General features: G+C 64.1%; 22 protein-coding genes and 1 riboswitch. Of the genes, 11 read left to right on the top strand and 11 right to left on the bottom strand.

The window, feature by feature from the left end; all coding sequences use genetic code 11:
• Nucleotides 1–1,111: 1,111 nt before the first annotated feature.
• Nucleotides 1,112–1,396, bottom strand: a complete 285-nt coding sequence (locus RFA01S_RS26015; protein WP_032406306.1) for a GNAT family N-acetyltransferase — start codon at nt 1,394–1,396, stop codon at nt 1,112–1,114.
• Between the two features lie 183 nt (nt 1,397–1,579).
• Here RFA01S_RS26015 and RFA01S_RS26020 point away from each other — a divergent pair, with 183 nt between their 5' ends.
• Nucleotides 1,580–2,347, top strand: a complete 768-nt coding sequence (locus tag RFA01S_RS26020) for a hypothetical protein (protein WP_032365542.1) — start codon at nt 1,580–1,582, stop codon at nt 2,345–2,347.
• 230 nt (nt 2,348–2,577) lie between these two features.
• Nucleotides 2,578–2,898, top strand: a complete 321-nt coding sequence (locus RFA01S_RS26025; RefSeq protein ID WP_027497963.1) for a colicin immunity domain-containing protein — start codon at nt 2,578–2,580, stop codon at nt 2,896–2,898.
• Nucleotides 2,899–2,915: 17 nt separating this feature from the next.
• Here RFA01S_RS26025 and RFA01S_RS26030 read toward each other — a convergent pair whose 3' ends face one another.
• A complete protein-coding gene (locus RFA01S_RS26030; protein WP_032389982.1) occupies nt 2,916–3,278 on the bottom strand; it encodes a helix-turn-helix domain-containing protein in 363 nt (120 codons plus the stop codon).
• A gap of 65 nt (nt 3,279–3,343) precedes the next feature.
• On the opposite strand from RFA01S_RS26030, the gene RFA01S_RS26035 reads away from it, so the two are divergent.
• Nucleotides 3,344–4,000 (top strand): FMN-dependent NADH-azoreductase, encoded by a 657-nt coding sequence (locus RFA01S_RS26035; RefSeq protein ID WP_027497962.1) that lies wholly within the window; start codon nt 3,344–3,346, stop codon nt 3,998–4,000.
• Nucleotides 4,001–4,020: 20 nt separating this feature from the next.
• On the top strand, nt 4,021–5,283 hold the full coding sequence (locus RFA01S_RS26040; RefSeq protein ID WP_052055061.1) for an LCP family protein: 1,263 nt from the start codon (nt 4,021–4,023) through the stop codon (nt 5,281–5,283).
• A gap of 17 nt (nt 5,284–5,300) precedes the next feature.
• On the opposite strand, the gene RFA01S_RS26045 is transcribed toward RFA01S_RS26040, so the two are convergent.
• From RFA01S_RS26045 to RFA01S_RS28020, 6 genes are all read right to left on the bottom strand, one after another.
• On the bottom strand, nt 5,301–6,038 hold the full coding sequence (locus RFA01S_RS26045; protein WP_032374005.1) for an ABC transporter ATP-binding protein: 738 nt from the start codon (nt 6,036–6,038) through the stop codon (nt 5,301–5,303).
• A 13-nt stretch (nt 6,039–6,051) separates the two neighbouring features.
• On the bottom strand, nt 6,052–6,888 hold the full coding sequence (locus tag RFA01S_RS26050) for an ABC transporter permease (protein ID WP_027497959.1): 837 nt from the start codon (nt 6,886–6,888) through the stop codon (nt 6,052–6,054).
• The gene (locus RFA01S_RS26055; protein WP_052055064.1) at nt 6,866–7,852 is read right to left on the bottom strand and encodes an ABC transporter substrate-binding protein; all 987 of its coding nucleotides are present in this window, start codon (nt 7,850–7,852) and stop codon (nt 6,866–6,868) included. The genes RFA01S_RS26050 and RFA01S_RS26055 overlap by 23 nt, the downstream gene beginning before the upstream one ends.
• Before the next feature lie 23 nt (nt 7,853–7,875).
• Complete coding sequence (locus tag RFA01S_RS26060; RefSeq protein WP_032383717.1) at nt 7,876–8,598, bottom strand: TenA family protein; 723 nt, start codon at nt 8,596–8,598, stop codon at nt 7,876–7,878.
• Nucleotides 8,592–8,691, bottom strand: a riboswitch (TPP riboswitch). (Overlaps the previous gene by 7 nt.)
• A gap of 62 nt (nt 8,692–8,753) precedes the next feature.
• Nucleotides 8,754–10,151, bottom strand: coding sequence for a sugar porter family MFS transporter (locus tag RFA01S_RS26065; protein WP_027497956.1), 1,398 nt, complete (start codon nt 10,149–10,151; stop codon nt 8,754–8,756).
• Between the two features lie 116 nt (nt 10,152–10,267).
• Nucleotides 10,268–10,933: a hypothetical protein gene (locus tag RFA01S_RS28020; RefSeq protein ID WP_032383716.1), complete on the bottom strand. Its 666-nt coding sequence runs from the start codon at nt 10,931–10,933 to the stop codon at nt 10,268–10,270.
• 101 nt (nt 10,934–11,034) lie between these two features.
• Here RFA01S_RS28020 and RFA01S_RS26075 point away from each other — a divergent pair, with 101 nt between their 5' ends.
• The 6 genes from RFA01S_RS26075 to RFA01S_RS26100 all read left to right on the top strand — a co-directional run bounded on the left by RFA01S_RS26075 (nt 11,035) and on the right by RFA01S_RS26100 (nt 19,101).
• A complete protein-coding gene (locus RFA01S_RS26075) occupies nt 11,035–12,600 on the top strand; it encodes a carboxylesterase/lipase family protein (protein WP_032406313.1) in 1,566 nt (521 codons plus the stop codon).
• A gap of 196 nt (nt 12,601–12,796) precedes the next feature.
• On the top strand, nt 12,797–14,317 hold the full coding sequence (locus RFA01S_RS26080) for an ATP-dependent DNA ligase (RefSeq protein WP_032383715.1): 1,521 nt from the start codon (nt 12,797–12,799) through the stop codon (nt 14,315–14,317).
• Nucleotides 14,318–14,427: 110 nt separating this feature from the next.
• On the top strand, nt 14,428–15,267 hold the full coding sequence (locus RFA01S_RS26085) for a nitrilase-related carbon-nitrogen hydrolase (RefSeq protein WP_201011551.1): 840 nt from the start codon (nt 14,428–14,430) through the stop codon (nt 15,265–15,267).
• Nucleotides 15,267–16,688 (top strand): dihydropyrimidinase, encoded by a 1,422-nt coding sequence (hydA, locus tag RFA01S_RS26090; RefSeq protein WP_032406305.1) that lies wholly within the window; start codon nt 15,267–15,269, stop codon nt 16,686–16,688. The genes RFA01S_RS26085 and hydA overlap by 1 nt, the downstream gene beginning before the upstream one ends.
• A 2-nt stretch (nt 16,689–16,690) precedes the next feature.
• The gene (locus tag RFA01S_RS26095; RefSeq protein ID WP_032406304.1) at nt 16,691–17,722 is read left to right on the top strand and encodes a TIGR03842 family LLM class F420-dependent oxidoreductase; all 1,032 of its coding nucleotides are present in this window, start codon (nt 16,691–16,693) and stop codon (nt 17,720–17,722) included.
• 74 nt (nt 17,723–17,796) lie between these two features.
• Nucleotides 17,797–19,101, top strand: coding sequence for an aspartate aminotransferase family protein (locus RFA01S_RS26100; RefSeq protein ID WP_032406303.1), 1,305 nt, complete (start codon nt 17,797–17,799; stop codon nt 19,099–19,101).
• Nucleotides 19,102–19,200: 99 nt separating this feature from the next.
• Here RFA01S_RS26100 and RFA01S_RS26105 read toward each other — a convergent pair whose 3' ends face one another.
• Nucleotides 19,201–20,583 (bottom strand): FAD-binding oxidoreductase, encoded by a 1,383-nt coding sequence (locus tag RFA01S_RS26105; protein ID WP_027497948.1) that lies wholly within the window; start codon nt 20,581–20,583, stop codon nt 19,201–19,203.
• Between the two features lie 232 nt (nt 20,584–20,815).
• Here RFA01S_RS26105 and RFA01S_RS26110 point away from each other — a divergent pair, with 232 nt between their 5' ends.
• Nucleotides 20,816–21,127, top strand: a complete 312-nt coding sequence (locus RFA01S_RS26110; protein ID WP_027497947.1) for a hypothetical protein — start codon at nt 20,816–20,818, stop codon at nt 21,125–21,127.
• Nucleotides 21,128–21,155: 28 nt separating this feature from the next.
• Here RFA01S_RS26110 and RFA01S_RS26115 read toward each other — a convergent pair whose 3' ends face one another.
• Together RFA01S_RS26115 and RFA01S_RS26120 are read right to left on the bottom strand one after the other, a co-directional pair.
• Nucleotides 21,156–21,800, bottom strand: coding sequence for a Type 1 glutamine amidotransferase-like domain-containing protein (locus tag RFA01S_RS26115; RefSeq protein ID WP_027497946.1), 645 nt, complete (start codon nt 21,798–21,800; stop codon nt 21,156–21,158).
• Nucleotides 21,797–22,237 (bottom strand): HIT family protein, encoded by a 441-nt coding sequence (locus RFA01S_RS26120; protein WP_027497945.1) that lies wholly within the window; start codon nt 22,235–22,237, stop codon nt 21,797–21,799. Before RFA01S_RS26120 ends, RFA01S_RS26115 begins: the two co-directional genes overlap by 4 nt.
• Nucleotides 22,238–22,288: the final 51 nt, after the last annotated feature.

Genomic DNA, 22,288 nt, shown 5'->3' on the forward strand with positions numbered 1-22,288 from the left:
GCCCCTGACCACCCGTGGTCAGGGGCATTTTGCATTCGAAACCATGCACAGCCGCAACAGGATTCAGGCGGTCAAGCGGAATGCGTAGGCGCCGGAATGCGCAGGCATCGACACCTGCACCCCCAGTCCCATCATCGCCATACGGACCGCCCGCCCCCTCGCCCCAGGGCCGCGAACGCGCGCGCGTTCGCCACACGCGAGCAGAACAGCGACACCAGACTGCACGCACCCGACAAACGCGCGCGCGTTCGCATAGCACCAGAGGTGCCGGCACCACGTCGCCTCCGACAGTGCCGGACGCTCACGCGCAACACCCACCCCCCGTTGCATACGCGAGCGCATCGCGCAGACAAAGGGGATCGGTGATCCCCAGCCGTGTCGGCCGCTGAGACGCCACCCCACCCCGTTCGCACACGCGAGCGCGTTCGCCACACGCGAGCAGAACAGCGACACCGGAACGCGCGTACCTGACAAACGCGCGCGCGTTCGCGTACACCGGGAAGGTCTACCGGCCGATCGAATCGAAGTAGTTGGGCCGCACTCCACCACTCGTTCGCGTGTGCCCCTGGAACGCCCAGCTGCACAACAATTCTCGAGCGCCGAATTTAATCAGTGGAGTTCGATGCCTCGGCAGTGCATGATCGTCGTACGGGTACATCGCATCGATCGTGGAGGTGGACAATGGCAGCAAATTTCGAGCTCGCAGGCCGGGGCGTCGTCTACACGCGATCCGCGGCTATTGCCGATCACGCTCTCTGAGTAGAGCTTTCGCGGATCGAGGCCGATGAGCCTCGACAACGACGCGTCGACTATTTTGCGCCGCACGGCTGTGCTCCGTGTGAGGCGTCCATTCTTTCTGTAGGAGAACAGATGTACTACGAACATGTCTCGAGTGAACATCGACAACGGGTTGCCCGGGGTGTCGAGAACTACGAACGGCGTCGCGTAGCAGCCGAGCGGGCTGCGGAAAGTGTTGCGGCACAAGAACGAATCGAACCCGTTCAGGAATCGGTCGGGAAAACCACCGGGAACGACGAGGGAACACCCGGAAACGGTGACAGTTCTGAATCCGGTATCGGGTCCGGATTCGTCTCGGTAAATCGCTGACCGGTCATCGTTTGACCAGATGTGAATATCGATCGCCGGCTGCGTCGATGAAGTCGCGCACGAACCAGCACGCAGGGACCACTTGGAGGCCCTGCGTGCTGGTGTCGTGGAGGGCGTATTCGGTGAGCGCGGCGGCCAGCCCTCGGCCGCGGAACCGAGGCAGTGTCACGGTGTGGTGGAAGGTTCGGACGCCGTTCGACTCGAAGTACTCGGAGTACCCGGCCGGCTCGGAGTCGACGTGAATCTCGAATCGGTGGGCAGCGGTGTCATGGGTGATCGTCACCGGCATTGCGGTACCTCCTGGCAGTGTTCGATGTCTCCACGGTAACCGGCAGCCGAACGGCGATCGTTCGGTAGTTACTCGAGCACGCATCGACGCAGTAGGCTGAGGGAAACCGAGTCGTGCGAGCGCCACCCGTCGCAACACCTCTCTTCATAAGTACGGGGCGCTCGAGGCTTAAGGCGGCAAACCGTGGAAGACACATCCGACCGGGGAATCAAGGCTTTCATCAGAACCGTCGCGCAGCGCGGTGGACGCGCGGAGCGTCTGACCACCTCGCGTCGCAATCCCGTTCAGGTCTGGTCGATGGACGGTAAGTCCTCGTGCATCGTGCGGGTGCGATCGAAGGTCACGGGCGACTGGAAGGCCCGCAGGCAGGACGAGTCGCTCGAGAGCGACGACACGGGGTCGTCGTACTGGGTGTTCGTGGACCTGGCAACCGAGGAACCGCGATTCTACATGGTGTCCTCCGAGGAGATGGCGTCGGACATTCGCGGTGAAGTGGATCTGTGGGTACAGGATTCGCCGCTGCGGACGCGAACCGGGCATCACGCCATTGCAGTCGACAGGGTGGCTCACGGCAGTGAGCGCTGGGAACTGCTGGGACTGAGCGCCACCTTGGACACGTCCGTCGACGTCGGACCCGAGCAGACGTGGGTTCGCACGCCCAGGGTCAAAGCAACGCGGAAGTCCAAGGTCGTCGTCGAAGAGGAAGTGATCGACAACCGGGTACGGGTGGTGGCCGATTGCGAGGGATACCGGCTCAGCGGGCGATTCGACCCGCACACTCAGCGCCTGGAAATCACGGCCGGGCCGATGGAGGGTCGACGCTTCGACAACCCGTCCGTTGCCGCCAGTGCCGTCGCCACGCACATCAGTGGAGATGTCGAGGAGCGGGACGGCTGGCAGTTCTGGCAGTTGGACACTCCTGATCGCGCCCCTCTCGGTTCCTTTCAGTAAGAACTAGCAGGTGAACGCGGTGATTTTGTGAGCTTTCACCAACTTCGCGCAACGTGCGGAAACCGTCGAAGTGTCTGATTAACCTGGCGCTTGTACGACGAGCTCCCTGTTTCAATCGCTGGGTCGAATCGATGCTCGAGAGTCCGTCTGTGCATCGGGTTTCGGGTCTCAGCGAGCTCGACGGTCGACAGTGCGAGGGGTGCTGTCGACCGTGGGGAGAGGTATTCACCATGGAGCAGTCATACCGAGCGGCATCCGCTCATTCGTCCCGCTTCCTTTTTCTCATCGCACAGTTCGTCGATCGGAGAATTCCGGCGGAGTTCTTCTCGACGCAGTTTCGAGAACTCCAGAACACGCGGGTGACGTACCTCGATGCAGAGGTGTCGTCGGTGATCGGGATGCTGTCGGTCGACGTCGGGGCGTATCTGGGAGACGTCGACCTTCGCGGCGTGGACTACATCGATGCGGAACAGCTGTGGCGTGCAGCCGGCCACGCGTTTCGTGACCTCATGACATTGCAGTCCGAGCAGTTCGAGCGCGAGGCCGGCTGATCGGCCGCCGCAGCCCGTCAGCGAAATCGATCACGGTGTCGCAGAAGGTCTTCCAGCCGGAAGCGTCGGTGGGTGCCTCGCATTTCGATCGGTAGGTCTCCGGCGTCTGCCAAGCGCCGGACGTAGGTGTCGGAGACACCGAGTACCTCTGCCGCTTGCGAGGTCGTCAGCAGTTCTTCGACGGTTCCGATGGCCACAGCCCTGGCGGTGGCCAGCTGGGTGAGCAGTTCGAGCACCGCAGCGCGCGCGGGGTCGTCCAGGTCCACCGACACTCCGCCGAGACGGACATCGACGTCCGTGTCCGTGTTCTCGTGCAGTGCCGTCGTGATTCGTGCGGCGGAGCGCGAACTCAGCGCGCGGGTGACGAATCGGAAGTCCATCCGACCAGGATAGGAGCGTCCGGTTCGCCTAGGCTCGGGACACCCACCATCCGAGGAGTGTTTCAGTGCCGCAGTTGTTGCACCTGGATTCGTCTGCCGACCTGTCCCGTTCGATCAGCCGTCGGGTGACAGCCCACTTCTCGGACGCGTGGCACACCATCGGAACCGATCATTCGGTGATTCGCCGTGATCTGCACGTCAATGCATTGCCACATCTGCCGACCTCGGCACTGCATTGGGCACCGCACCTGCGGACTGCCGACGAGACCGTGGACGCGGCAGCCGAGGCTCTTCAGGTCGAGCTGATCGAGGAACTGATCTCCGCGGACGTCGTACTGATCGGTGCGCCGATGTACAACTGGTCGATCCCGTCGACGCTGAAGGCGTGGATCGACTACGTGCACGTTCCCGGAATCACGGTGCCGTTCGACGGCGACACAGCACCACTCGTCGGCAAGCCTGCGGTTGTGGTCACCAGTCGGGGGAACGAGTACACCCCGGGCTCGGAGGCAGCGTCGATCGACCACACCACGGGGCAGCTGCGGCAGGTTCTCGGCGCTGCACTGGGCATGGACGTGCATTTCGTCCCGATCGACCTGACCCTTGCCGAGCGGGTTGCCGGTCTGGCACCGAAGATTCCGCAGGCTCGGGCCAGCCTCGACGCGGCATTCTCGGCCGTCGACGAGCTCGCGCGGCGTCTGGGCACGATCTCGCCCGTGTGAGAGCCGAGTAGCCTGTCAGGGTGCAACCGAACGGCCCTGGTAGCGGCATCGAACGTGGACCAGGACGCCACCGGTTGGCGCGTCCGTCCGGCGACCACGCTGTTGCGCTGCGGATCGGCCGGGTGCTCGTCGCGACGGCGGCGGTGGCGTCCGTCGCAGTCAGTGGCGTCGGATTCGCGGTGTACCGGGAGGCAACCACCGGACTGACCACCTCCGATGCGCTCGACGGTATCGCGAACAACGATCCGGATGTCAACGGTGCCGACACCAACATTCTGCTGATCGGGCTCGACAGTCGTAAGGACATGGACGGCAACGATCTGCCGGCCGCGTTCGTCACCGACACCCTGCATGCCGGTGACAGCGACGTCGGGGGATACAACACCAATACGCTTCTGCTGGTGCATCTTCCGGCCGGCGGTGGACGAGCGACAGCGCTGTCGATACCGCGCGACGACTACGTCGACGTTCCCGGGTACGGCAAGCGCAAGATCAAGGAGGCCTACGGGCTCGCCAAGGCCGATGCCGACACCCAATTGCTCGACGAGGGTGTCACCGACGCGGCCGAGCGTGAGCGTCGAGCACGCGAGGCGGGGCGCCGCTCGACACTGATGGCCGTTCGCGATCTCCTCGATGTGCCCATCGATCATTTCGCGGAAGTCAATCTTCTAGGATTCTACGACGTGGCGACGGCAGTCGGCCCGATCCAGGTCTGCCTGAACAACCCGGTGCACGATACGTACTCGGGTGCGGACTTCCCCGCGGGTGCGCAAGAGTTGAGCGCGACTCAGGCGTTGTCCTTCGTGCGTCAACGGCACGGACTCGACAACGGTGACCTCGACAGAACCAAGCGGCAGCAGGCGTTCGTGGCCGGGGTGATGGCCAAGCTCAGCGCATCCGGCGTGCTGGCGAACATCAGCGAATTGCGTGCGCTGATCGCGGGTACCAAGAACGACATCGTCATCGACGCGGGCCTCGACCCGATCGGCCTGGCCGGGGGAGCCGGTGCCGTCATGAAGGGTGATATCGACTTCTACACGCTGCCGATCACGGGCTACGACACCGTCGACGGTCAGGACGTCAATCTCGTCGACGTCGACGCCATCAGAGCCGAGGCAGCGCGATTGATCGGTCCTGCGCAGCCGACACCCGCAGCCCTCGATCCGACATCGGATCCGGCACCACCACCGCTCGAGGTAGCCGTACCCGAGCCGTCCCACGACCTACCGGCCGCCCCGGACCAGGGTGTGCACAGCAACGGCGGCATCCCCTGCGTCGACTGAGCCCTGCGTCGGCTAGGTCAATGGTTCGGCGTGCTCGACAGAACATCCATCAACTGCTTCTCGACAGCGGCGAACTGCGGCGTCGTGACGATCTCGAGCTCCCGGGGTCGAGGCAGCGGTACGTCGACCTGCCGTCGAACGTGGGCGGGTCGTGGCGAGAGGACCACCACCCGATCGGACAGGTAGACCGCCTCGCGGATGTCGTGGGTGATCATCAGCACCGTCCACCTGAACTCCGACCAGACCTGCTGCAGCCAGGCCTGCATGTCACTACGGGTCAACGAGTCCAATGCCCCGAAGGGCTCGTCCAACAGCAACACCGACCGTCCCTGCACCACGGTGCGCAGCAGTGCTGCTCGTTGCCGCATGCCACCGGACAGTTCGGACGGGCGAGCGGACTCGTACCCGTCGAGACCGAACACCGGGAACAACTCGCGTGCCCGCGCTCGTGCCTCCTTCTTGGCGACGCCTTGTACTTCGAGGCCGAGCGAGGTGTTGTCGAGCACCGATCGCCACGGGAACAGCAGGTCCTTCTGCGGCATGTACGCGCACGGCGGGACTCGGACCGAGCCCGAATCGGGTGTATCGAGGCCGGCGAGCATGTTGAACACCGTGCTCTTGCCCGACCCGCTCGGACCGATGATCGACACGAATTCACCGGGCCGGACTCCGAACGACACGTCGTCGAGTACCGGTTTTCCGCCGAACGATTTTCTCAGAGCCGAGATGTCGATGCTGTGCTCTACGTCAGACATTGTGGGCTCGACATCAGACATTGTGGCCCGCCGAGCCCTGACGTGCCCACGGGGCGACGACGCGTTCGACCACGAACGTCGAGACGAACAGGAGCACGCTGATCACCGCGGTGACGGCAACGGCTGCAAGTACCAAATCGGTACGGAACGAATTCTTCTGCTGACTCATGTAGATACCGAGTCCTGCGGTGGCTCCTGCGTATTCGGCAAAGATCGCACCGACGACGGCGTAGGTGATGCCGATGCGAAGCGAGGTGAAGAATCGAGGAAGTGCCGACGGCAGCCGTACGTAGCGGAACTGCTGCCAGCGGCCGGCCCCCATGGTGGCCAGGAGGGCTCGCGCGTCGCGATCTGCGGCGGCGAACCCCTCGATGAGCCCGATGGCCATGGGAAAGAACGTCGCCAGTGCGATCACGAGAATCTTCGGTAACAGTCCGAACCCGAACCAGATGATGAGCAGCGGTGCGATGGCGATGATCGGCAGTGTCTGCGAGACGACGAACAAGGGTACGAACGCGCGGCGCAGCCACGGCGAGAAGTCCACGGCGATGGCGAGCAGCCAGGCCAGCACGAGAGAGACTGCGAAACCGACGAGTGTCACCTGCAGTGTCGCTGCGGCATTCTCGGCAATCGCCTCGCGTTGGGCCCAGCCCTGCGTGAGAACGCGGCCGGGGGAGGGCAGTACCTGTGGCCTGATGCCGCTGACCTCGACATAGATCTGCCACACCGCGATCGACAGGACGACGACGGTCACCGCGGGCCATGCCCACCGCAACGAAGCTCGGACACCGCTGAGCGAGAACGTATCTCGCTCAGCGGTCACCGGCTCATCGATCGCCGAGGTAGTCATCGGTGAAATAGGTGGACCAGTCCGGTTCGGCGCTCAGCGGTGCACCGTTCTGATCGGTGAGTACCCCGCTGTCGTAGAGAAACTTCGAGTACGCGGTCCACGTCTCGATGCTCTGTCGTCCGACCTCGCCCGCGGAATCCTTCATGTACTTCTCTGCGAGCATCTTCTGACTCTCGAACACCAACGATTCGTCGGTGAACGTACCGGGATTGGCGTCGATCAGATCCTGAGCCGCCTTGTCCGGATCGTCCGCTGCGAGTTGGTAGCCACGCTGCAGCGCCTGCACGAACTTCTTCGCCTCGTCCGGATGCGCAGCCAGCCACGGCTCGTTTCCGCTGATGGTGATGGCGTAGGCGTCGGGGAACCCGTAATCGGTGTAATCGAAGTACTTCATCGGCGTTCCGCTGTGCTCTGCCTCGATGCCCTCCCACGCGAGGTAGGACACGGTGAAGTCGGCAGTGCCGGAGTACACCGCCTCGTAGGCCGATGTGCCGAGCACGACGGTCTCGTATTCGCCTGTGCCACCGTCGTTCTCGATGACCTGCCGGAGCCCGGCCTGCTCGCCGGATTCACCGAAACCGGCGTAGACCTTGCCGTCGAGTGCGCGTGGGCTCGCGATGTCGTCCCGATCCGCACGCACTCCGATGCCGGTGGCCCAGTGCTGCAGTGGTGCGAGGACGGACACGGTCCGGGCGCCGGCCGATCTGGCGAAGACCGTCGAACTCTGGGTGCTGATACCGAATTCGGCGTTGCCTGCATCGACGAGCGTGTCTGCGGCCGTGTTGTTGTACGGCAGTACTTCCACATCGAGCCCGGCGTCGGCGAAGTAGCCCTCCTGAAGGGCGACGTAGAGGCCGGTGTGATTGGTGTTGGGAGTCCAGTCGAGGGCGAAACGGATGGTGTCGGAATCCGTCGACTGCGAGCAGCCGGCCATCACCGTGGTTGCGAGGACCGTCGCCACCATCACCGTGAGCAATCGAGACGTTCTCATGCGTGCACCGCGCTCTCGGTCGATGGCCACGGAGTGGGGTGTAATGCGCTGTCCCAGAACATCAATTCGTACCTCGACGCAACGACGAAGGCGTCGATCATCTGCTCACGCTGCAGTTCCGTCGCAGAGTCGGCCGCGTCGTCGACGAAGCCCTTTGCGGCATCGACGATGGCATGGAATTCGGGTGCGTCGTAGTTGGCCACCCACTGTGCGTAGGGATGACCGGGATCGCGTGCCAGCACGGCTTTCGCCGCTCCGGCGAGCGAGCGGCCGACGTCGGCGTAGATCCAGAAGCACGGCAGAACAGCAGCCGCCGCAACGGGATACGGCTCGGTCGCGGCGACGGCCGTCAGGTAGGAGGTGTAGCCGAGGCATGCCGGTGAAGGCGTCGGCGTCTCGGCGGAGGGCGGGAGAACGTCTCCGGTGAGCATGGCCTCGTGCGAGGCGGCCTCGTCCATCGCACTCGCTGCAGCGCCGGCCCAGAAGGCTCCGGCCACCGGTGTCGGCGCGTGCGCTGCCAGCAGGGACAGCGACTTCACGTAGCCACCGAGATACAGCGAATCCTGTTCCAGATATCGACGGAACGCGTCGAGTGGAAGGGTTCCCGCACCGAGTAGGCAGAGAAATTCGAGATCGTCGATCGCGCGTCTGATGTGCGCGGATGCGTCCCAGAGTCGATCGGTGAAGCGGACCGGGTCCGCAGATACAACAGGCGTCATCGCCTTGACATCCCTTCGTCAGTATTACCTGCATCAGGTTCGGCGGGTTTGATCTCAGCATCCGCATCGGCGGACACACCCCGTGTCAGAACGTCAGTGACAGTAACACCGGTCACGATGTGCCGGTGTTACTGCCCCTTCACCTCGGCCTGGGTCTAGCCCAGCATGTCCTCGAGCTCCATGCCCTTGGTCTCGCGGATGTTGGACTTGACGAAGAGGAACGACAGCGCAGCGAAGAGCGCGAAGCCGGCGTAGATGACCCACAGTCCGACGGACGACGTCAGTGGTGGGAAAGCAAGCGTGACAGCGAAGTTGGCGATCCAGTTCGCAGCCGTACCGATGCCGAGAGCCATGGCGCGCATCCGGTTGGGGAACATCTCGCCCAGCATGACCCACATGATCGGTCCCCAGGTCGATGCGAAGAAGATGACGAACAGATTCGCCCCGACCAACGCGATCGCACCCCACGGCGACGGCAGACTGACCTCGTCGCCGCTGCCGGTCGCCTGCGAGAAGGCGACGGACGCCATGACGAGTCCGACGAACATTCCGATGGACCCCGCCATCAGCAGCTTGCGCCTGCCGATGCGATCGACGAACAGAATCGCCACGAACGTCATGGCCACGTTGATGACCGCGGTGATGACCGAGGTGGTGAACGACTGGTCCTCGGTGAACCCGACCGACCGCCACAGCGTCGTCGAGTAGTAGAAGATCGCATTGATGCCGACCAGCTGCTGCAGGACGGCCATCGTGATGCCCACCCAGACGATCGGCTGCAGACCGAACTTGGGGCCACGGATGTCGGCGAACGACGATCGGGCCTCCTTGCGCAGCGTCAGCCTGATCTCGTGCACTCGCTCGTCGGGATGCAGCTCGCCGGTGATGTTCGCCAGAACCGCGGCGGCTTCCTCGTCCAGATGCTGACCCACCAGGTAGCGGGGTGACTCCGGGATCAGGGTGGCCAGGATTCCGTAGACCAGAGCGGGGACCACACCGACGAGGAACATCCAGCGCCACGCTTCGACACCGAACCACAGGTCGTTGGAGGCTCCGTCGGCCGCACCTGCGAGAAGGGCGTCGGACAGCAGGGCAGCGAAGATACCGATTGTGATCGCCAATTGCTGCAGCGAGGCCAGCGCGCCACGCCACTTGGCGGGCGCGATTTCGGCGATGTAGGCCGGTGCGATGACCGACGCGATGCCGATGCCGAGACCGCCGAGCACACGCCAGAGCATGAGATCGGGAACGCTGAACGCGAGCCCGGAGCCGACCGAGGAAATGACGAACAGGGCCGAGCCGAGCAGCATCACCTTCTTGCGGCCCCAGCGATCGGCGAGGCTACCGGCGAACCAGGCACCGATCGCGCAGCCGATCAGGGCGATCGCAACCACGAAGCCGGTGGTGAACGAGCCGAGAGAGAAGTGGTCTTCGATCGAATCGACAGCTCCGTTGATGACCGAACTGTCGAAGCCGAACAGGAAGCCGCCTACAGCGGCGGCGACGCTGACGCCGATGACCTTCGCTGTGTGACGGTCCGAGGTCTGATTCATGTGTGATGCACCTTCTGGCCGCGCGCGGGCGCCGGCCGCTGGGGAGACCGTACGGCAGGGATTGTCGTACCGTCCTGGGACATTACGCCTGGTCTTTCGCCGCGCGAACGACGCCGTCAGCGAAGGTCGAAATCGTCGTCCGAGACGGTGAAACCGTGGCCGACCTGATCGGTGCAGGTGACTCCGGTCTGCTCGTCGACGCTGCATCGAAGCCCGTTGGTGGATCCACTACCCGCCACGGTGAGTTCTTCGCCGTACGGGAGTGCCGCCGCGGGTCCGTCGAATCGGTGGAACTTGGGATCGCCCAGGCTCTCGAACTTCGCGGGGGAGCCGGCGATGATCTGCACGGAATTGGGTTTCACCCGGTCGGAGGATGCACTGTCGGTCACCTCGGGGGCCGAGTCGGGCAGCGAGCCGTGGCAACCGGCGATCGACGTCTCTTGTACGGCTATACCGCACTCGAACTTGCCGCTGGGGCTCGTGAAGTAGTACCAGCCCGGAGCCTTGCCCGCGTATTGCGTCGGGTTCGCTTGCTGGGCAGCCGCACTCGGCGTGGTCTTCGTGGTGCTGGACGGTGTCGTGGAGGACGGTGTCGTGGAGGACGGCGTGGCAGGCACACTGCTCGACGGCAGGCCACGGTCGGTGGTCGGAACCGCGGTGATCGGCTGAGGGCGGTCGGTGATGACCGTCGCCATGGGTCCGTCACCTCCGCCGCCCGAACCGCAGGCAGACAACAGGCACACTCCGACGACCGCCGCCAGGGCGGATCCAATTCTCTTCATGACTCGTTCCTCGGTTCGATGGGAGCGCTGCCGGGGGTTTCGAGGAGGCCGGCGTCGGGGATGGAGTTGGTACGTTGAGCAACGACCCGAAGGGAGGTGCGATGGACGACACCACGTCCGACTCCACCGTGCGTGTGAGCACGCCGTACGGCGACGTTCTCGGCTACCCGGTTGCGGGCGATGCATCGCCGACCGTCGCCTGGAGGGGTATTCCGTACGCGACGCCGCCGGTGGGTGAGTTGCGGTTTCGAGCACCGCGTCCCCTGCAGCCGTGGAACGGCGTGCTCGACGGTCTGCACTTCGGTGCGATGGCACCGCAGGGCCGCGACAGCCCGGTCCCGATCGATCCGTCGTTGTCGATCTCCGAGGATTGCCTGTCGCTCAACGTGTGGGCACCACGGCCGGACGGCGAACTGCGTCCGGTGCTGGTGTGGATCCACGGCGGCGCGTATTCGCTCGGTTCGTCCGCGCAACAGGTGTACGACGGGCGACATCTGAGCGAGAACGGCGACGTGGTCGTGGTCTCGATCAACTTTCGTCTCGGCGCATTCGGCTTTCTCGATCTGTCGTCCTTCTCCACCGACGAGCACGTCTTCGAGACCAATCTCGGCTTGCGCGACCAGATTGCGGCGCTGCACTGGGTCCGGGAGTGCATCTCCGCCTTCGGTGGGGACCCCGACGAGATCACCGTCTTCGGCGAGTCCTCCGGGGGCGCGTCGGTTACCACTCTGATGACCTCGCCCAAGGCCGAGGGGCTCTTCCATCGAGCGATCGTGCAAAGTGCCCCGGCCACGTCCGTGTACGGTCCCGAACGCGGCGCTGCGGTGGCCGCCCGGTTCCTCGAGCTCGTGGGGGTCGACCGCGACGACGTCGGCGAGTTGCTCGAGATGCACTTCAGCAGACTGGTCACCGCGGGGGACACCCTCTGCTACGAGATTCCGACCACAGTGCCTGGGACACTGGGACTTTCGCCCGTCGTCGACGGAGACATCGTGCCCCGTTACCCGGTCGCGGCCTTTCAAAAAGGTCTCTCGCACAGAATTCCGTTGATCATCGGCACCAACCACGACGAGCCCTCGATCTTCCGGTTCATGAAGTCCCCGTTGATGCCGATCACGTCCGACACCGTCTCGGAGATGTTCCGGGCCATCGCGCACGATCACGCGGACATGCCCGCCTCGCGCATCGCGGAGATCATGGCCGCCTACCCGGACAGGAACAAACCCGCTGGGGCGCAGGCGATCTCGCGTGATGCAGGCTTCGTCATGCCGAGTCTGTGGATCGCCGACGGGCACAGTAGACATTCGCCGACCTGGATGTACCGTTTCGATCACGCGACGCCGATGCTCAAGGCCGCGCGAGTAGGGGCCGGCCACGCGACCGAACTGCCGTACGTGTTCGGCAATTTCGGAACTCTCAACCGAGATCCCACCTTCTGGCTGGGGGGTCGGAAACCGGCGATGGCGGTGTCGGCCCGGATGCAGCGGCGGTGGCTGGCCTTCGCGCGGTACGGAGTACCGGCCGCGCTGGACGCGTCCAAGCACTGGGCCCCGTACACCGAGAAGAATCGATGGACTCTGGTGATCGATACGTCCGACACTCTCGTCGACGATCCCGACGGAGACATGCGCGCTGCCTGGGGCGACCGGGTGGTGGGATTCAGCTGACCCGTCGCCGGCCGGCCGCCGGGTCGTTCCGCAGGCTTCACTCCTGCTCGGGACGTCACAGGCATACATCGAACGTAACAGCAAGAACACCGGCCGCTGGAGTCACAGCGGTAACAATTGAATGTCAGGCAGGAGTGGAGCCTGCGGAATGACCCGGTTGGGTAGGCCAGTCGGTGGGTGCGGTTATGTTCGATGAGTGCTGATGTCCAGGATTGTCGAAACCTCTCGGGCCGTGGCCGCGACGCGTTCGCGCAAGGTCAAGATCGAGGTGCTCGGTGCTGTGCTGTCCGAGGCTCAGGCGGCTGATATCGCGCCGGCGGTGTCGTGGTTGTCGGGCGAATTGCCACAGGGGCGAATCGGGGTCGGCTGGCGCACACTCGCAGATCTGGATGTCCCGTCCGCATCGGAGTCGACGCTGACCGTTGCCGAGGTGGACGAGAAGTTGTCCGAGGTGGCGGCGACGTCGGGCGCTGGTTCGGCTGCGCGACGTTCTGCCCTGCTGCTGGACTTGTTCTCGCGGACCACTGCCGACGAGCGTGCGTTCGTCATCAGGTTGGTCACGGGCGAGCTGAGGCAAGGTGCGCTCGAGGGCATCATGGTCGACGCTGTCGCCGCTGCCACAGCTCTGCCGCAGGCGTCGGTGCGGCGCGCGTTCATGCTGTCCGGTCGATTGTCTGCCACTGCCGTCGCCGCCATGACCGGTGGTGTCGAGGCATTGAACGCCTTTCGACTCGAAGTCGGTCGGCCGGTTCGCCCGATGCTGGCGTCGCCGGCGGAGTCTCTTCGGGGTGCCTGGGAGCAGCTGGCGGGGGACGTGACGGTCGAGTACAAGCTGGACGGTGCCCGAATTCAGGTGCATCGCTCGGGATCCGACGTGAGCATCTACACCCGCACCCTGCGCGACATCACCGCCGGTGTGCCCGAGCTGGTGGAACTGGTCCGTGCACTTCCCTGCGAGTCGGTGGTCCTCGATGGCGAAACACTCGCACTGGACGACAGTGGCAGGCCGCGTCCGTTCCAGGAGACGATGAGCCGGTTCGGTGCCGAGAGCGCACACGAATTGTTGCTGCAGCCCTACTTCTTCGACTGTCTGCATCTCGACGGCGTCGATCTGCTCGACGCTCCACTCGAAGAGCGTCTCGCAGCGCTCGACAAGGTGGCGCCGGGACATCGGATTCCGAGTGCCGTACGGCCCGACGCCGACGGGGCGGCTGCCCACTTCGATGCTGCGCTCGATGCCGGGCACGAGGGAGTCATGCTCAAGGCCCTGAGCGCCCCGTATGCGGCAGGCCGGCGCGGAAAGAGTTGGCAGAAGGTCAAACCCGAACACACTCTCGATCTCGTTGTTCTCGGCGCGGAGTGGGGATACGGTCGACGGACGGGCTTTCTGTCCAACCTGCATCTGGGGGCCCGCGATCCCGACGGCGGTGAACCGATCATGGTCGGCAAGACGTTCAAAGGCCTGACCGATGTGCTGCTGCAGTGGCAGACGGAGGAATTCCCGAAGCACGAACGCGAGCGAGATCAGCACACCGTGTACCTGCGGCCCGAGTTGATAGTCGAAATCGAACTCGACGGAGTGCAGGTCAGCTCGCGCTATCCGGGCGGGGTAGCGCTGCGTTTCGCCCGAGTGTTGCGATACCGACCGGACAAAAACCTTGCCACCGCGGACACCATCGATGCCGTCCGCGCGTTGTTGCCCAACTCGAACTCGTGAGTGCACCGAGAACTGTGCACGATTAATACATACGAAACCGGACGAACGATCCCGTAACACGGCGCAAAATACCTTGAGGGTGCAAGCCAGCGAGAGATGGAGTGCCGATGATGTCCACAGTTCGAGCTGCGTTGGTCCAGAGCACGTGGACCGGTGACAAAGAATCGATGATCGAGGCACACGAGGGGTTCGCTCGGTCAGCCGCCGAGCAGGGCGCGAAAGTTGTCTGCTTTCAAGAGCTTTTCTACGGTCCGTACTTCTGCCAGCTCCAGGATGCGAAATTCTACGAGTACGCAGAATCCGTACCGGGCCCGACGGTCGACCGGTTCGCGGCGTTGGCGAAAGAGCTCGGGATCGTCATGATCCTGCCCGTCTACGAGCAGGAGCAGCCCGGGTTGCTCTACAACACCGCTGCTGTGGTCGACGCAGACGGCACGTATCTCGGTAAATACCGCAAGCATCACATTCCCCACGTCAACGGATTCTGGGAGAAGTTCTATTTCCGTCCCGGCAACCTGGGGTGGCCGGTGTTCGATACCGCCGTCGGCCGCATCGGCGTCTACATCTGTTACGACCGGCATTTTCCCGAAGGCTGGCGTGCTCTCGGACTCGCCGGAGCCGAGATCGTCTTCAATCCCTCGGCAACCTCACGGGGTCTGTCGAATTATCTGTGGAAACTCGAGCAACCGGCCTCGGCCGTCGCGAACGAGTACTACGTGGGTGCGATCAACCGCGTCGGAATCGAATCCGAGTACGGCGACGACGATTTCTACGGCACCAGCTATTTCGTCGATCCCGAGGGCAAATTCGTCGGCGAGGTGGCGTCGGATTCCAAGTCCGAGATCGTCGTTCGAGACCTGGACATGGACCTGATCAAAGTGGTTCGTGACCGATGGGCGTTCTACCGTGACCGCAGACCCGACGCCTACGGCCCGCTGGTGCAACCCTGATGGCCACCACCTTCGTGCACGGCGGCACTGTCGTATCCACCACCGGCGCACAGGAACTGGATGTGCTCATCGACGGTGAGACCATCGTCGCAGTGCTGGCGCCCGGCTCGGTGTCCCTGGCCGCGGACCTCGAGACGTCGGCGGACGTCGTCATCGATGCCACCGGGAAGTACGTGATTCCGGGCGGCGTGGACGGACACACGCACATGGAGATGCCGTTCGGGGGCACGTTCGCCTCCGATACCTTCGAAACCGGAACTCGCGCAGCGGCGTGGGGTGGTACGACGACCATCGTGGATTTCGCCATCCAGACTCCCGGCCAATGCGTCCAGGACACTCTGGCGCAGTGGCACGACAAGGCCGCCGGTCGGTGCGCGATCGATTACGGGTTTCATCAGATCATCGGCGACGTCACCGACGATTCGCTGAAAGCCATGAGCGAGTTGGTCTCCGAGGGTGTCACCAGCTTCAAACTCTTCATGGCGTACCCGGGGGTCTTCTACTCCGACGACGGCAAGATCCTGCGAGCCATGCAGTCGGCGGCGGAAACGGGTGCGCTGTTGATGATGCACGCGGAGAACGGGATTGCCATCGATGTCCTCGTGGCCCAGTCCATCGCACGCGGCGACACGGCCCCGTACTTCCACGGGACATCGCGTCCGTGGCAGCTGGAGGAAGAGGCGACGCATCGAGCGATCATGCTGGCCGACGTCACCGGAGCGCCGCTGTACGTCGTGCACGTATCGGCAAAGCAGGCTCTCGAACAGATTGCGCAGGCTCGGGGCAACGGGCAGAACGTGTTTGCCGAGACGTGTCCGCAGTACCTCTATCTCTCGCTCGAAGAACAACTCGGTGCACCCGGCTTCGAGGGGGCCAAATGGGTCTGTTCGACGCCCCTGCGGTCGCGGGCCGAGGGCCATCAGGACGAATTGTGGCGCTACCTGCGCACCGGTGACGTGGCAACCGTCAGTACCGACCACTGCCCGTTCTGCATGAAGGACCAGAAAGAAATGGGAATCGGCGATTTCTCCAAGATTCCCAACGGAATCGGGTCGGTGGAGCATCGGATCGATTTGATGTTTCAGGGTGTGAAGAGCGGAAAGATCACCCTCGAGAAGTGGGTGGACGTCTGTTGCACCACCCCGGCCCGGATGTTCGGTATGTATCCGAGAAAGGGCGTCATCAGCCCCGGAGCGGATGCCGACATCGTGATCTACGACCCGAACGGGCACACCAGCATCGGGGTCGAGAAGACCCACCACATGAACATGGACTATTCGGCGTACGAGGGTTTCGAGATCGACGGGCACGTGGACACCGTCATGTCTCGCGGGCGCGTCATCGTCGACAGTGCTTCCTATTCCGGCACTGCGGGACACGGCCGCTTCGTTCGCCGCGACCTGTCACAGAATCTGATCTGAGCATGGACATCGGGGTGGTGCTGCAGTGCAATCCGCCGGCGTCGCGGGTGATCGATCTGGCCAGACAGGCGGAGACACATGGGTTTTCGCACGTATGGACGTTCGATTCGCATCTGCTGTGGCAGGAACCGTACGTCATCTACAGTCAGATTCTGGCCGCGACCAGGCGTGTGACCGTGGGTCCGATGGTCACCAATCCGGCTACCCGCGATTGGACCGTGACCGCGTCGACGTTCGCGACACTCAACGACATGTTCGGCAATCGAACCGTCTGCGGCATCGGTCGGGGTGATTCCGCGGTCCGCGCTCTCGGAGGGAAGCCGACAACGCTTGCCTCGCTTCGAGACTCAGTCGAGGTGATCCGAAATTTGGCCAACGGGCGCAGCGCCCGAGTGGGTGAGACGACGGTGCAGTTTCCGTGGGCGGAACACTCGACGCTGGAGGTCTGGGTCGCGGCGTACGGACCGAAAGCCCTCGAGCTCACCGGGCAGGTAGCGGACGGATTCATTCTGCAATTGGCAGATCCGGATATCGCTGCGTGGACGATCGGCCGAGTGCGTTCTGCGGCCGAGCAGGCGGGCCGAGATCCGGATTCGATCTCGATCTGCGTGGCAGCTCCCGCCTACGTCACCGACGGTACCGAGGCCGGGCTCGAACATGCCCGCGACCAATGTCGTTGGTTCGGTGGGATGGTCGGCAATCACGTCGCCGATATCGTCGCACGCTACGGCGGTAACGGCGGCGGTGTTCCGCAGGCACTCACCGACTACATCGCGGCGCGCAAAGGGTACGACTACAACGAGCACGGTCGAGCCGGAAACTCGCACGCAGAATTCGTTCCGGACGAGGTGATCGACAGGTTCTGCCTACTGGGCACCCCGGCCGATCACATCGCCAAGCTGAAAGAGCTGGAGACACTCGGCGTCGACCAGTTCTCGGTGTACCTGCAGCACGACGCCAAGGCAGCGACGCTCGAAGCGTACGGAGAGAGCATCATTCCGCAGATTCGCACATCAGTGACGGCTACGTCGTGACGGGCGACGGGACTGTTGCCGTCGGCCAGTCGTACGCTCCGGTGAGTGTCACACCGAAGAAAGGCGGCAAGTAGATGGATCACGTGTTCTACTCCTGGTCGGCGCAGGCCGAACTGAACCCGATCACCGTCGAGGGTGCCGAGGGGTCGTGGTTCTGGGACGACAAGGGCAATCGGTACCTGGACTTCTCGTCCCAGTTGGTCAACGTCAATCTCGGGCATCAACACCCCGACGTGGTGGCCGCCATCGTCGAACAGGCCCAGGTTCTGACGACCATCTCTCCGACCGTGGCCAACAACAAGCGCAGTGAACTCGCTGCTCTGATCGCCGAACGCGCTCCGGGTGATCTGAACCGGGTGTTCTTCACGACGGGCGGTGCCGAAGCCGTCGAGCACGCGGTGCGGCTGGCGCGCCAGCACACCGGACGCACGAAGATGCTTGCCGCTTACCGCTCGTACCACGGCGGAACCGGAGTCGCTATCGGTCTCACCGGCGAGCCGCGACGATGGGGCACCGAGCCGACCAACGTCGACGTCGTACGCTTTTTCGGGCCGTACCCGTACCGGTCGCCCTGGGGCACAACGACTCCCGAGGACGAGACAGCCGCAGCACTGGCACACCTCGAACAGGTCATCGTGCTCGAAGGTTCGCAGAACATCGCTGGACTGATCCTCGAATCGGTCATCGGTACCAACGGTGTGCTGATCCCGCCGCCCGGATATCTGGCCGGCGTTCGGGCACTGTGCGACAAGTACGGGATCGTCTACATCGCCGACGAAGTGATGGTCGGGTTCGGGCGAATCGGCGAATGGTTCGCGTGCCAGGCCTGGGATGTGACACCGGATCTGATCACCTTCGCCAAGGGCGTCAACTCCGGATACGTGCCCCTCGGCGGGGTCGTGATCTCGGAGAAGATCGCCTCGCAGTTCGACCACAAGCCGTATCCGGGCGGCTTGACCTACTCCGGTCACGTCCTCGGGTGTGCCGCGGGCGTCGCATCCATCGGGGTGTTCGAGCGCGACAAGATCCTTCCTCACGTGCGTCACGTCGGCGAGGACGTACTCGGTGCGGGCCTGTCCAAGCTGGCCGAATCGCATCCGAGCGTCGGTGAGGTGCGCGGCAAGGGATTCTTCTGGGCCGTCGAGCTGGTCAAGGACGGCGCGACGCGGGAGCCGCTGGTGCCCTTCGCCGCGTCGGGCAAGGATGCGGCGGCGATGGGCACCGTCACCGCCGCGGCGAAGTCACGGGGTCTGTGGCCCTTCGTCGCAGGCAACCGTCTGCAGATCGCACCGCCACTGACGACGACCGAGGACGAGATTCGTCAGGGACTGGAAATCCTCGACGAGGTATTGACGGTGGCGGACGGGTTCACCGTCTGACTCGGGGTCGTGCGCGGAAACTCGACCCCTGCTACTAGGCAGGAGTGGAGCCTGCGGAACGACCCGAAAACACTGCACGTGCGGCGTCAGCCGCTCTGATCAGAGCACAGCACCGGGGTTGAGGATTCCGGCCGGATCGAGAGCGGTCTTGATTCGCCGGGTCAGTTCCATGACGTCTTCGCCGACTTGATCGGGCAGCCAGGCCTTCTTGAGGCGACCTACGCCGTGTTCCCCGGTGATGGTGCCGCCCAACGAAATTGCCAGATCCATGATGGCTCCGAATGCGACGTTGGCGCGACGGGTCATGTCGGCGTCCTCGGGATCGAACACGATCAGCGGGTGGGTGTTGCCGTCGCCCGCGTGCGCGATGACGGCAACCAACACGTCGTACTTCTTCGACAGTTCGGCGATCCCGTCGACGAGAGCCGGGAGGGCAGGGAGCGGAACACCGACATCCTCGAGCAGTAGGCTGCCGAGTCGTTCGACCGCCGGAATGGCGAATCGCCGTGCCGCAGCGAAGGCCTCACCCTCGTCGGGGTCGTCGGTGGTGAAGACATCCGAGGCACCGGCCTCGGTGCACGCTGCGGCCATGATGTCGATCTCTCGCCCTCGATCGGCACCGGGGGAGTCGGACCGAGCGATGAGCATCGCAGCTGCCTCGCGGTCGAGTCCCATGTTCATGGCATCTTCGACGGCACCGATGGACGCACGGTCCATGAACTCGAGCATCGACGGCCGCAAGGTACGGGTGATGGCCAGAATGGCAGTCGTCGCATCGTGCACGGAGGCGAACGAGGCAACCACGGTGCTGGCCGGAGGTTGGGCCGGGATCAATCGAAGAGTGATCTCGGTGATGATGCCCAGGGTGCCCTCGGATCCCACGAAGAGCTTCGCAAGGGACAGTCCGGCAACATCTTTCAGGCGTGGTCCGCCGAGTCGGACGGCAGTCCCGTCGGCGAGGACGACCTCGAGTCCGAGAACGTAATCGGTGGTGACGCCGTACTTCACGCAGCACAGCCCGCCGGCATTGGTGGCCGCATTGCCGCCGATGGAGCACATCTCGAACGACGACGGATCCGGTGGGTACCACAGACCGTGTTCGGCGACTGCCTTCTTGACTTCGGCGTTGAGCAGTCCGGGTTGTACGACGGCTATGCGGGTCACCGGGTCGACGGTGATCTCGCGCATCAGCTCGGTGGTGAGCACGATTCCGCCGTCGACGGCCGTGGCGCCACCGGACAGGCCCGAGCCGGCCCCACGCGGGACGACCGCTACCGCGTGTTCGGTGGCCCACCGCATGACGGCTCTGACGTCGTCGGTGGACTGCGCGCGGACCACGGCCAATGGGGAACCTGCGTCGGGGTCCTTGGCCCAGTCGCGTCGGTATCCCTCGGTGATGTCGGGGTCGGTGACCACGGCACCGGCGGGAAGCAGCGCTTCGAGCTCGCTCAGGTGGGCATCTGCATCGGTAGTCACCGACATCCGGTTCTCCTCACGTCGTACATGTGACCGTCGCCACTCGAGTCTGTCACGACTCGCAGTGGGGCGTGAACGAGGACGCCGCTGGGATTGTCCGAGTCACATCAGTAACACCAGCCCCAGGCGTTACCAGATCGATGCGTCGTCGACACGCAATGTTGTAGTTCGCAGCGCTAGCGTCCAGCGCAGCGCATCTCGCACCCCATGCGGTGCGGGTCGACAAGGAGGCTGCACGATGATCGATCCCGGAAGTGACTCCTGGAACTATGTGGCGGCGATGTTCTCGTACGAATTCCTCGGGGGCGGAGTCGAATACGACACCATCGAGCGCATTCACCGCGGCGAGGTCGACGAGTGGGTGCACGCGTTGCTGAAATCCGGGATGTTCGAGAGCGCGACCGTCGCGGCCATCGCCGACTCGTGGCGTGCAGCACCCCGCCGACTGTTCGACATGCTCGTCCTCGATGCCGACGAAATGACTGCTCGCCGTTGCTCTCTCGCGTGGTCGTCCCTCGACCGGCTCGCGCCGCTCGCTCGCCTGGGCTGATCACGGGTCGCACAGCACAAATCACGGTTCACGCACCCAGAATTGTCGTCCCGGAGTCGTCGACCACGATTGCCTGGCTATCGGTCAGTCCGTGAGTTTCGATTCCCTCGCGTCGCAGACGGCGCAGCGTCGCCCACCCCGAATCCTTCTCGTCCAGCACGGAATCGAGATGCGGGACGACGGAGAAGTCGACGAGACCGAGCCCGCTCCACACCGGATCGATGCCTGCGATCGGCCGTACCTCGTTGGGGTCGTCGGCATCCTCGACTCCGGCCAGTGACGGCGCAGCGACGCACGCTCCCGCGCTGTACCCGCCGTAGGCGATGGTGTCGGCCCGAACGCGCCCGCGGATGACCTCGTCCGCACCGGAACGAGCCATCTGAGCGCGCAACACGAACGTGTTGCCACCGCGGACCCAGACTGCGTCGAACGCTGCCAGGGCGCGCTCGAATGCGGCCGGCCTCCCGGCGAAATCGCGCAGATCCAACTCCGACGGCCGGTATCCCAACGCGCGCAGGGGTCCGAACTCGCTGCGGAGCGAGGATTCGCGGGCGGTGGCGGGCCAGGCATCGGCCGCATTGGCGATGACCGCGAGATCGGCGGGCGGGCCGGTGAGGCGGGCGAACTCGTCGGAATGGCCGCCGAATCGATACGAAGACAAGAACAACCTCACGAGGTCTGCTCCCCGGCGACCCTGGCCATTCCGGATCGAATTGCCTCGGCCACCCGTTCGGGTTCACGCAGGCGACGGGTGACGAACCCCGCCGCGAACTTCAGTCGGTCGCGGTCCCAGCGCGGCACCACGTGCAGATGCAGGTGAAAGACGGTTTGGAATGCGGCGACGCCGTCGTTGATCACCAGGTTTGCACCGTCGGCGCGGAGGTCGGACTCGCGCACTGCGCGCGCCAGCGTGTGCCCGACGCGGAAAACCTCGGCAGCCGTGTCCGGTCCGGTGGAGGTCAGGTCTGCGGAATGCTCGCGCGGAACCACCAGAACATGGCCCCTGCTGATCGGTCGAATATCGAGAAAGGCGACGGTGTTGTCGTTCTCGAACACGCGGTGGGCAGGTGCGTCGCCGGCGACGATGGCACAGAAGATGCAAGATTCCACGATTGTCACTGTAAGGTCCGATCATCACGGATTGACCTGTATGGCGTGCAT

This window comes from Rhodococcoides fascians NBRC 12155 = LMG 3623, assembly GCF_001894785.1.
Taxonomy (GTDB): domain Bacteria; phylum Actinomycetota; class Actinomycetes; order Mycobacteriales; family Mycobacteriaceae; genus Rhodococcoides; species Rhodococcoides fascians.

What these genes read in the sequence shown, in the direction of transcription:
- RFA01S_RS26015 (WP_032406306.1), bottom strand. Translation starts at nt 1,396, where the DNA reads ATGCCGGTGACGATCACCCATGACACCGCTGCCCACCGATTCGAGATT.
- RFA01S_RS26025 (WP_027497963.1), top strand. Translation starts at nt 2,578, where the DNA reads ATGGAGCAGTCATACCGAGCGGCATCCGCTCATTCGTCCCGCTTCCTT.
- RFA01S_RS26030 (WP_032389982.1), bottom strand. Translation starts at nt 3,278, where the DNA reads ATGGACTTCCGATTCGTCACCCGCGCGCTGAGTTCGCGCTCCGCCGCA.
- RFA01S_RS26045 (WP_032374005.1), bottom strand. Translation starts at nt 6,038, where the DNA reads ATGTCTGACGTAGAGCACAGCATCGACATCTCGGCTCTGAGAAAATCG.
- RFA01S_RS26050 (WP_027497959.1), bottom strand. Translation starts at nt 6,888, where the DNA reads ATGACTACCTCGGCGATCGATGAGCCGGTGACCGCTGAGCGAGATACG.
- RFA01S_RS26055 (WP_052055064.1), bottom strand. Translation starts at nt 7,852, where the DNA reads ATGGTGGCGACGGTCCTCGCAACCACGGTGATGGCCGGCTGCTCGCAG.
- RFA01S_RS26060 (WP_032383717.1), bottom strand. Translation starts at nt 8,598, where the DNA reads ATGACGCCTGTTGTATCTGCGGACCCGGTCCGCTTCACCGATCGACTC.
- RFA01S_RS26065 (WP_027497956.1), bottom strand. Translation starts at nt 10,151, where the DNA reads ATGAATCAGACCTCGGACCGTCACACAGCGAAGGTCATCGGCGTCAGC.
- RFA01S_RS28020 (WP_032383716.1), bottom strand. Translation starts at nt 10,933, where the DNA reads ATGAAGAGAATTGGATCCGCCCTGGCGGCGGTCGTCGGAGTGTGCCTG.
- RFA01S_RS26075 (WP_032406313.1), top strand. Translation starts at nt 11,035, where the DNA reads ATGGACGACACCACGTCCGACTCCACCGTGCGTGTGAGCACGCCGTAC.
- RFA01S_RS26085 (WP_201011551.1), top strand. Translation starts at nt 14,428, where the DNA reads ATGTCCACAGTTCGAGCTGCGTTGGTCCAGAGCACGTGGACCGGTGAC.
- hydA (WP_032406305.1), top strand. Translation starts at nt 15,267, where the DNA reads ATGGCCACCACCTTCGTGCACGGCGGCACTGTCGTATCCACCACCGGC.
- RFA01S_RS26095 (WP_032406304.1), top strand. Translation starts at nt 16,691, where the DNA reads ATGGACATCGGGGTGGTGCTGCAGTGCAATCCGCCGGCGTCGCGGGTG.
- RFA01S_RS26100 (WP_032406303.1), top strand. Translation starts at nt 17,797, where the DNA reads ATGGATCACGTGTTCTACTCCTGGTCGGCGCAGGCCGAACTGAACCCG.
- RFA01S_RS26105 (WP_027497948.1), bottom strand. Translation starts at nt 20,583, where the DNA reads ATGTCGGTGACTACCGATGCAGATGCCCACCTGAGCGAGCTCGAAGCG.
- RFA01S_RS26110 (WP_027497947.1), top strand. Translation starts at nt 20,816, where the DNA reads ATGATCGATCCCGGAAGTGACTCCTGGAACTATGTGGCGGCGATGTTC.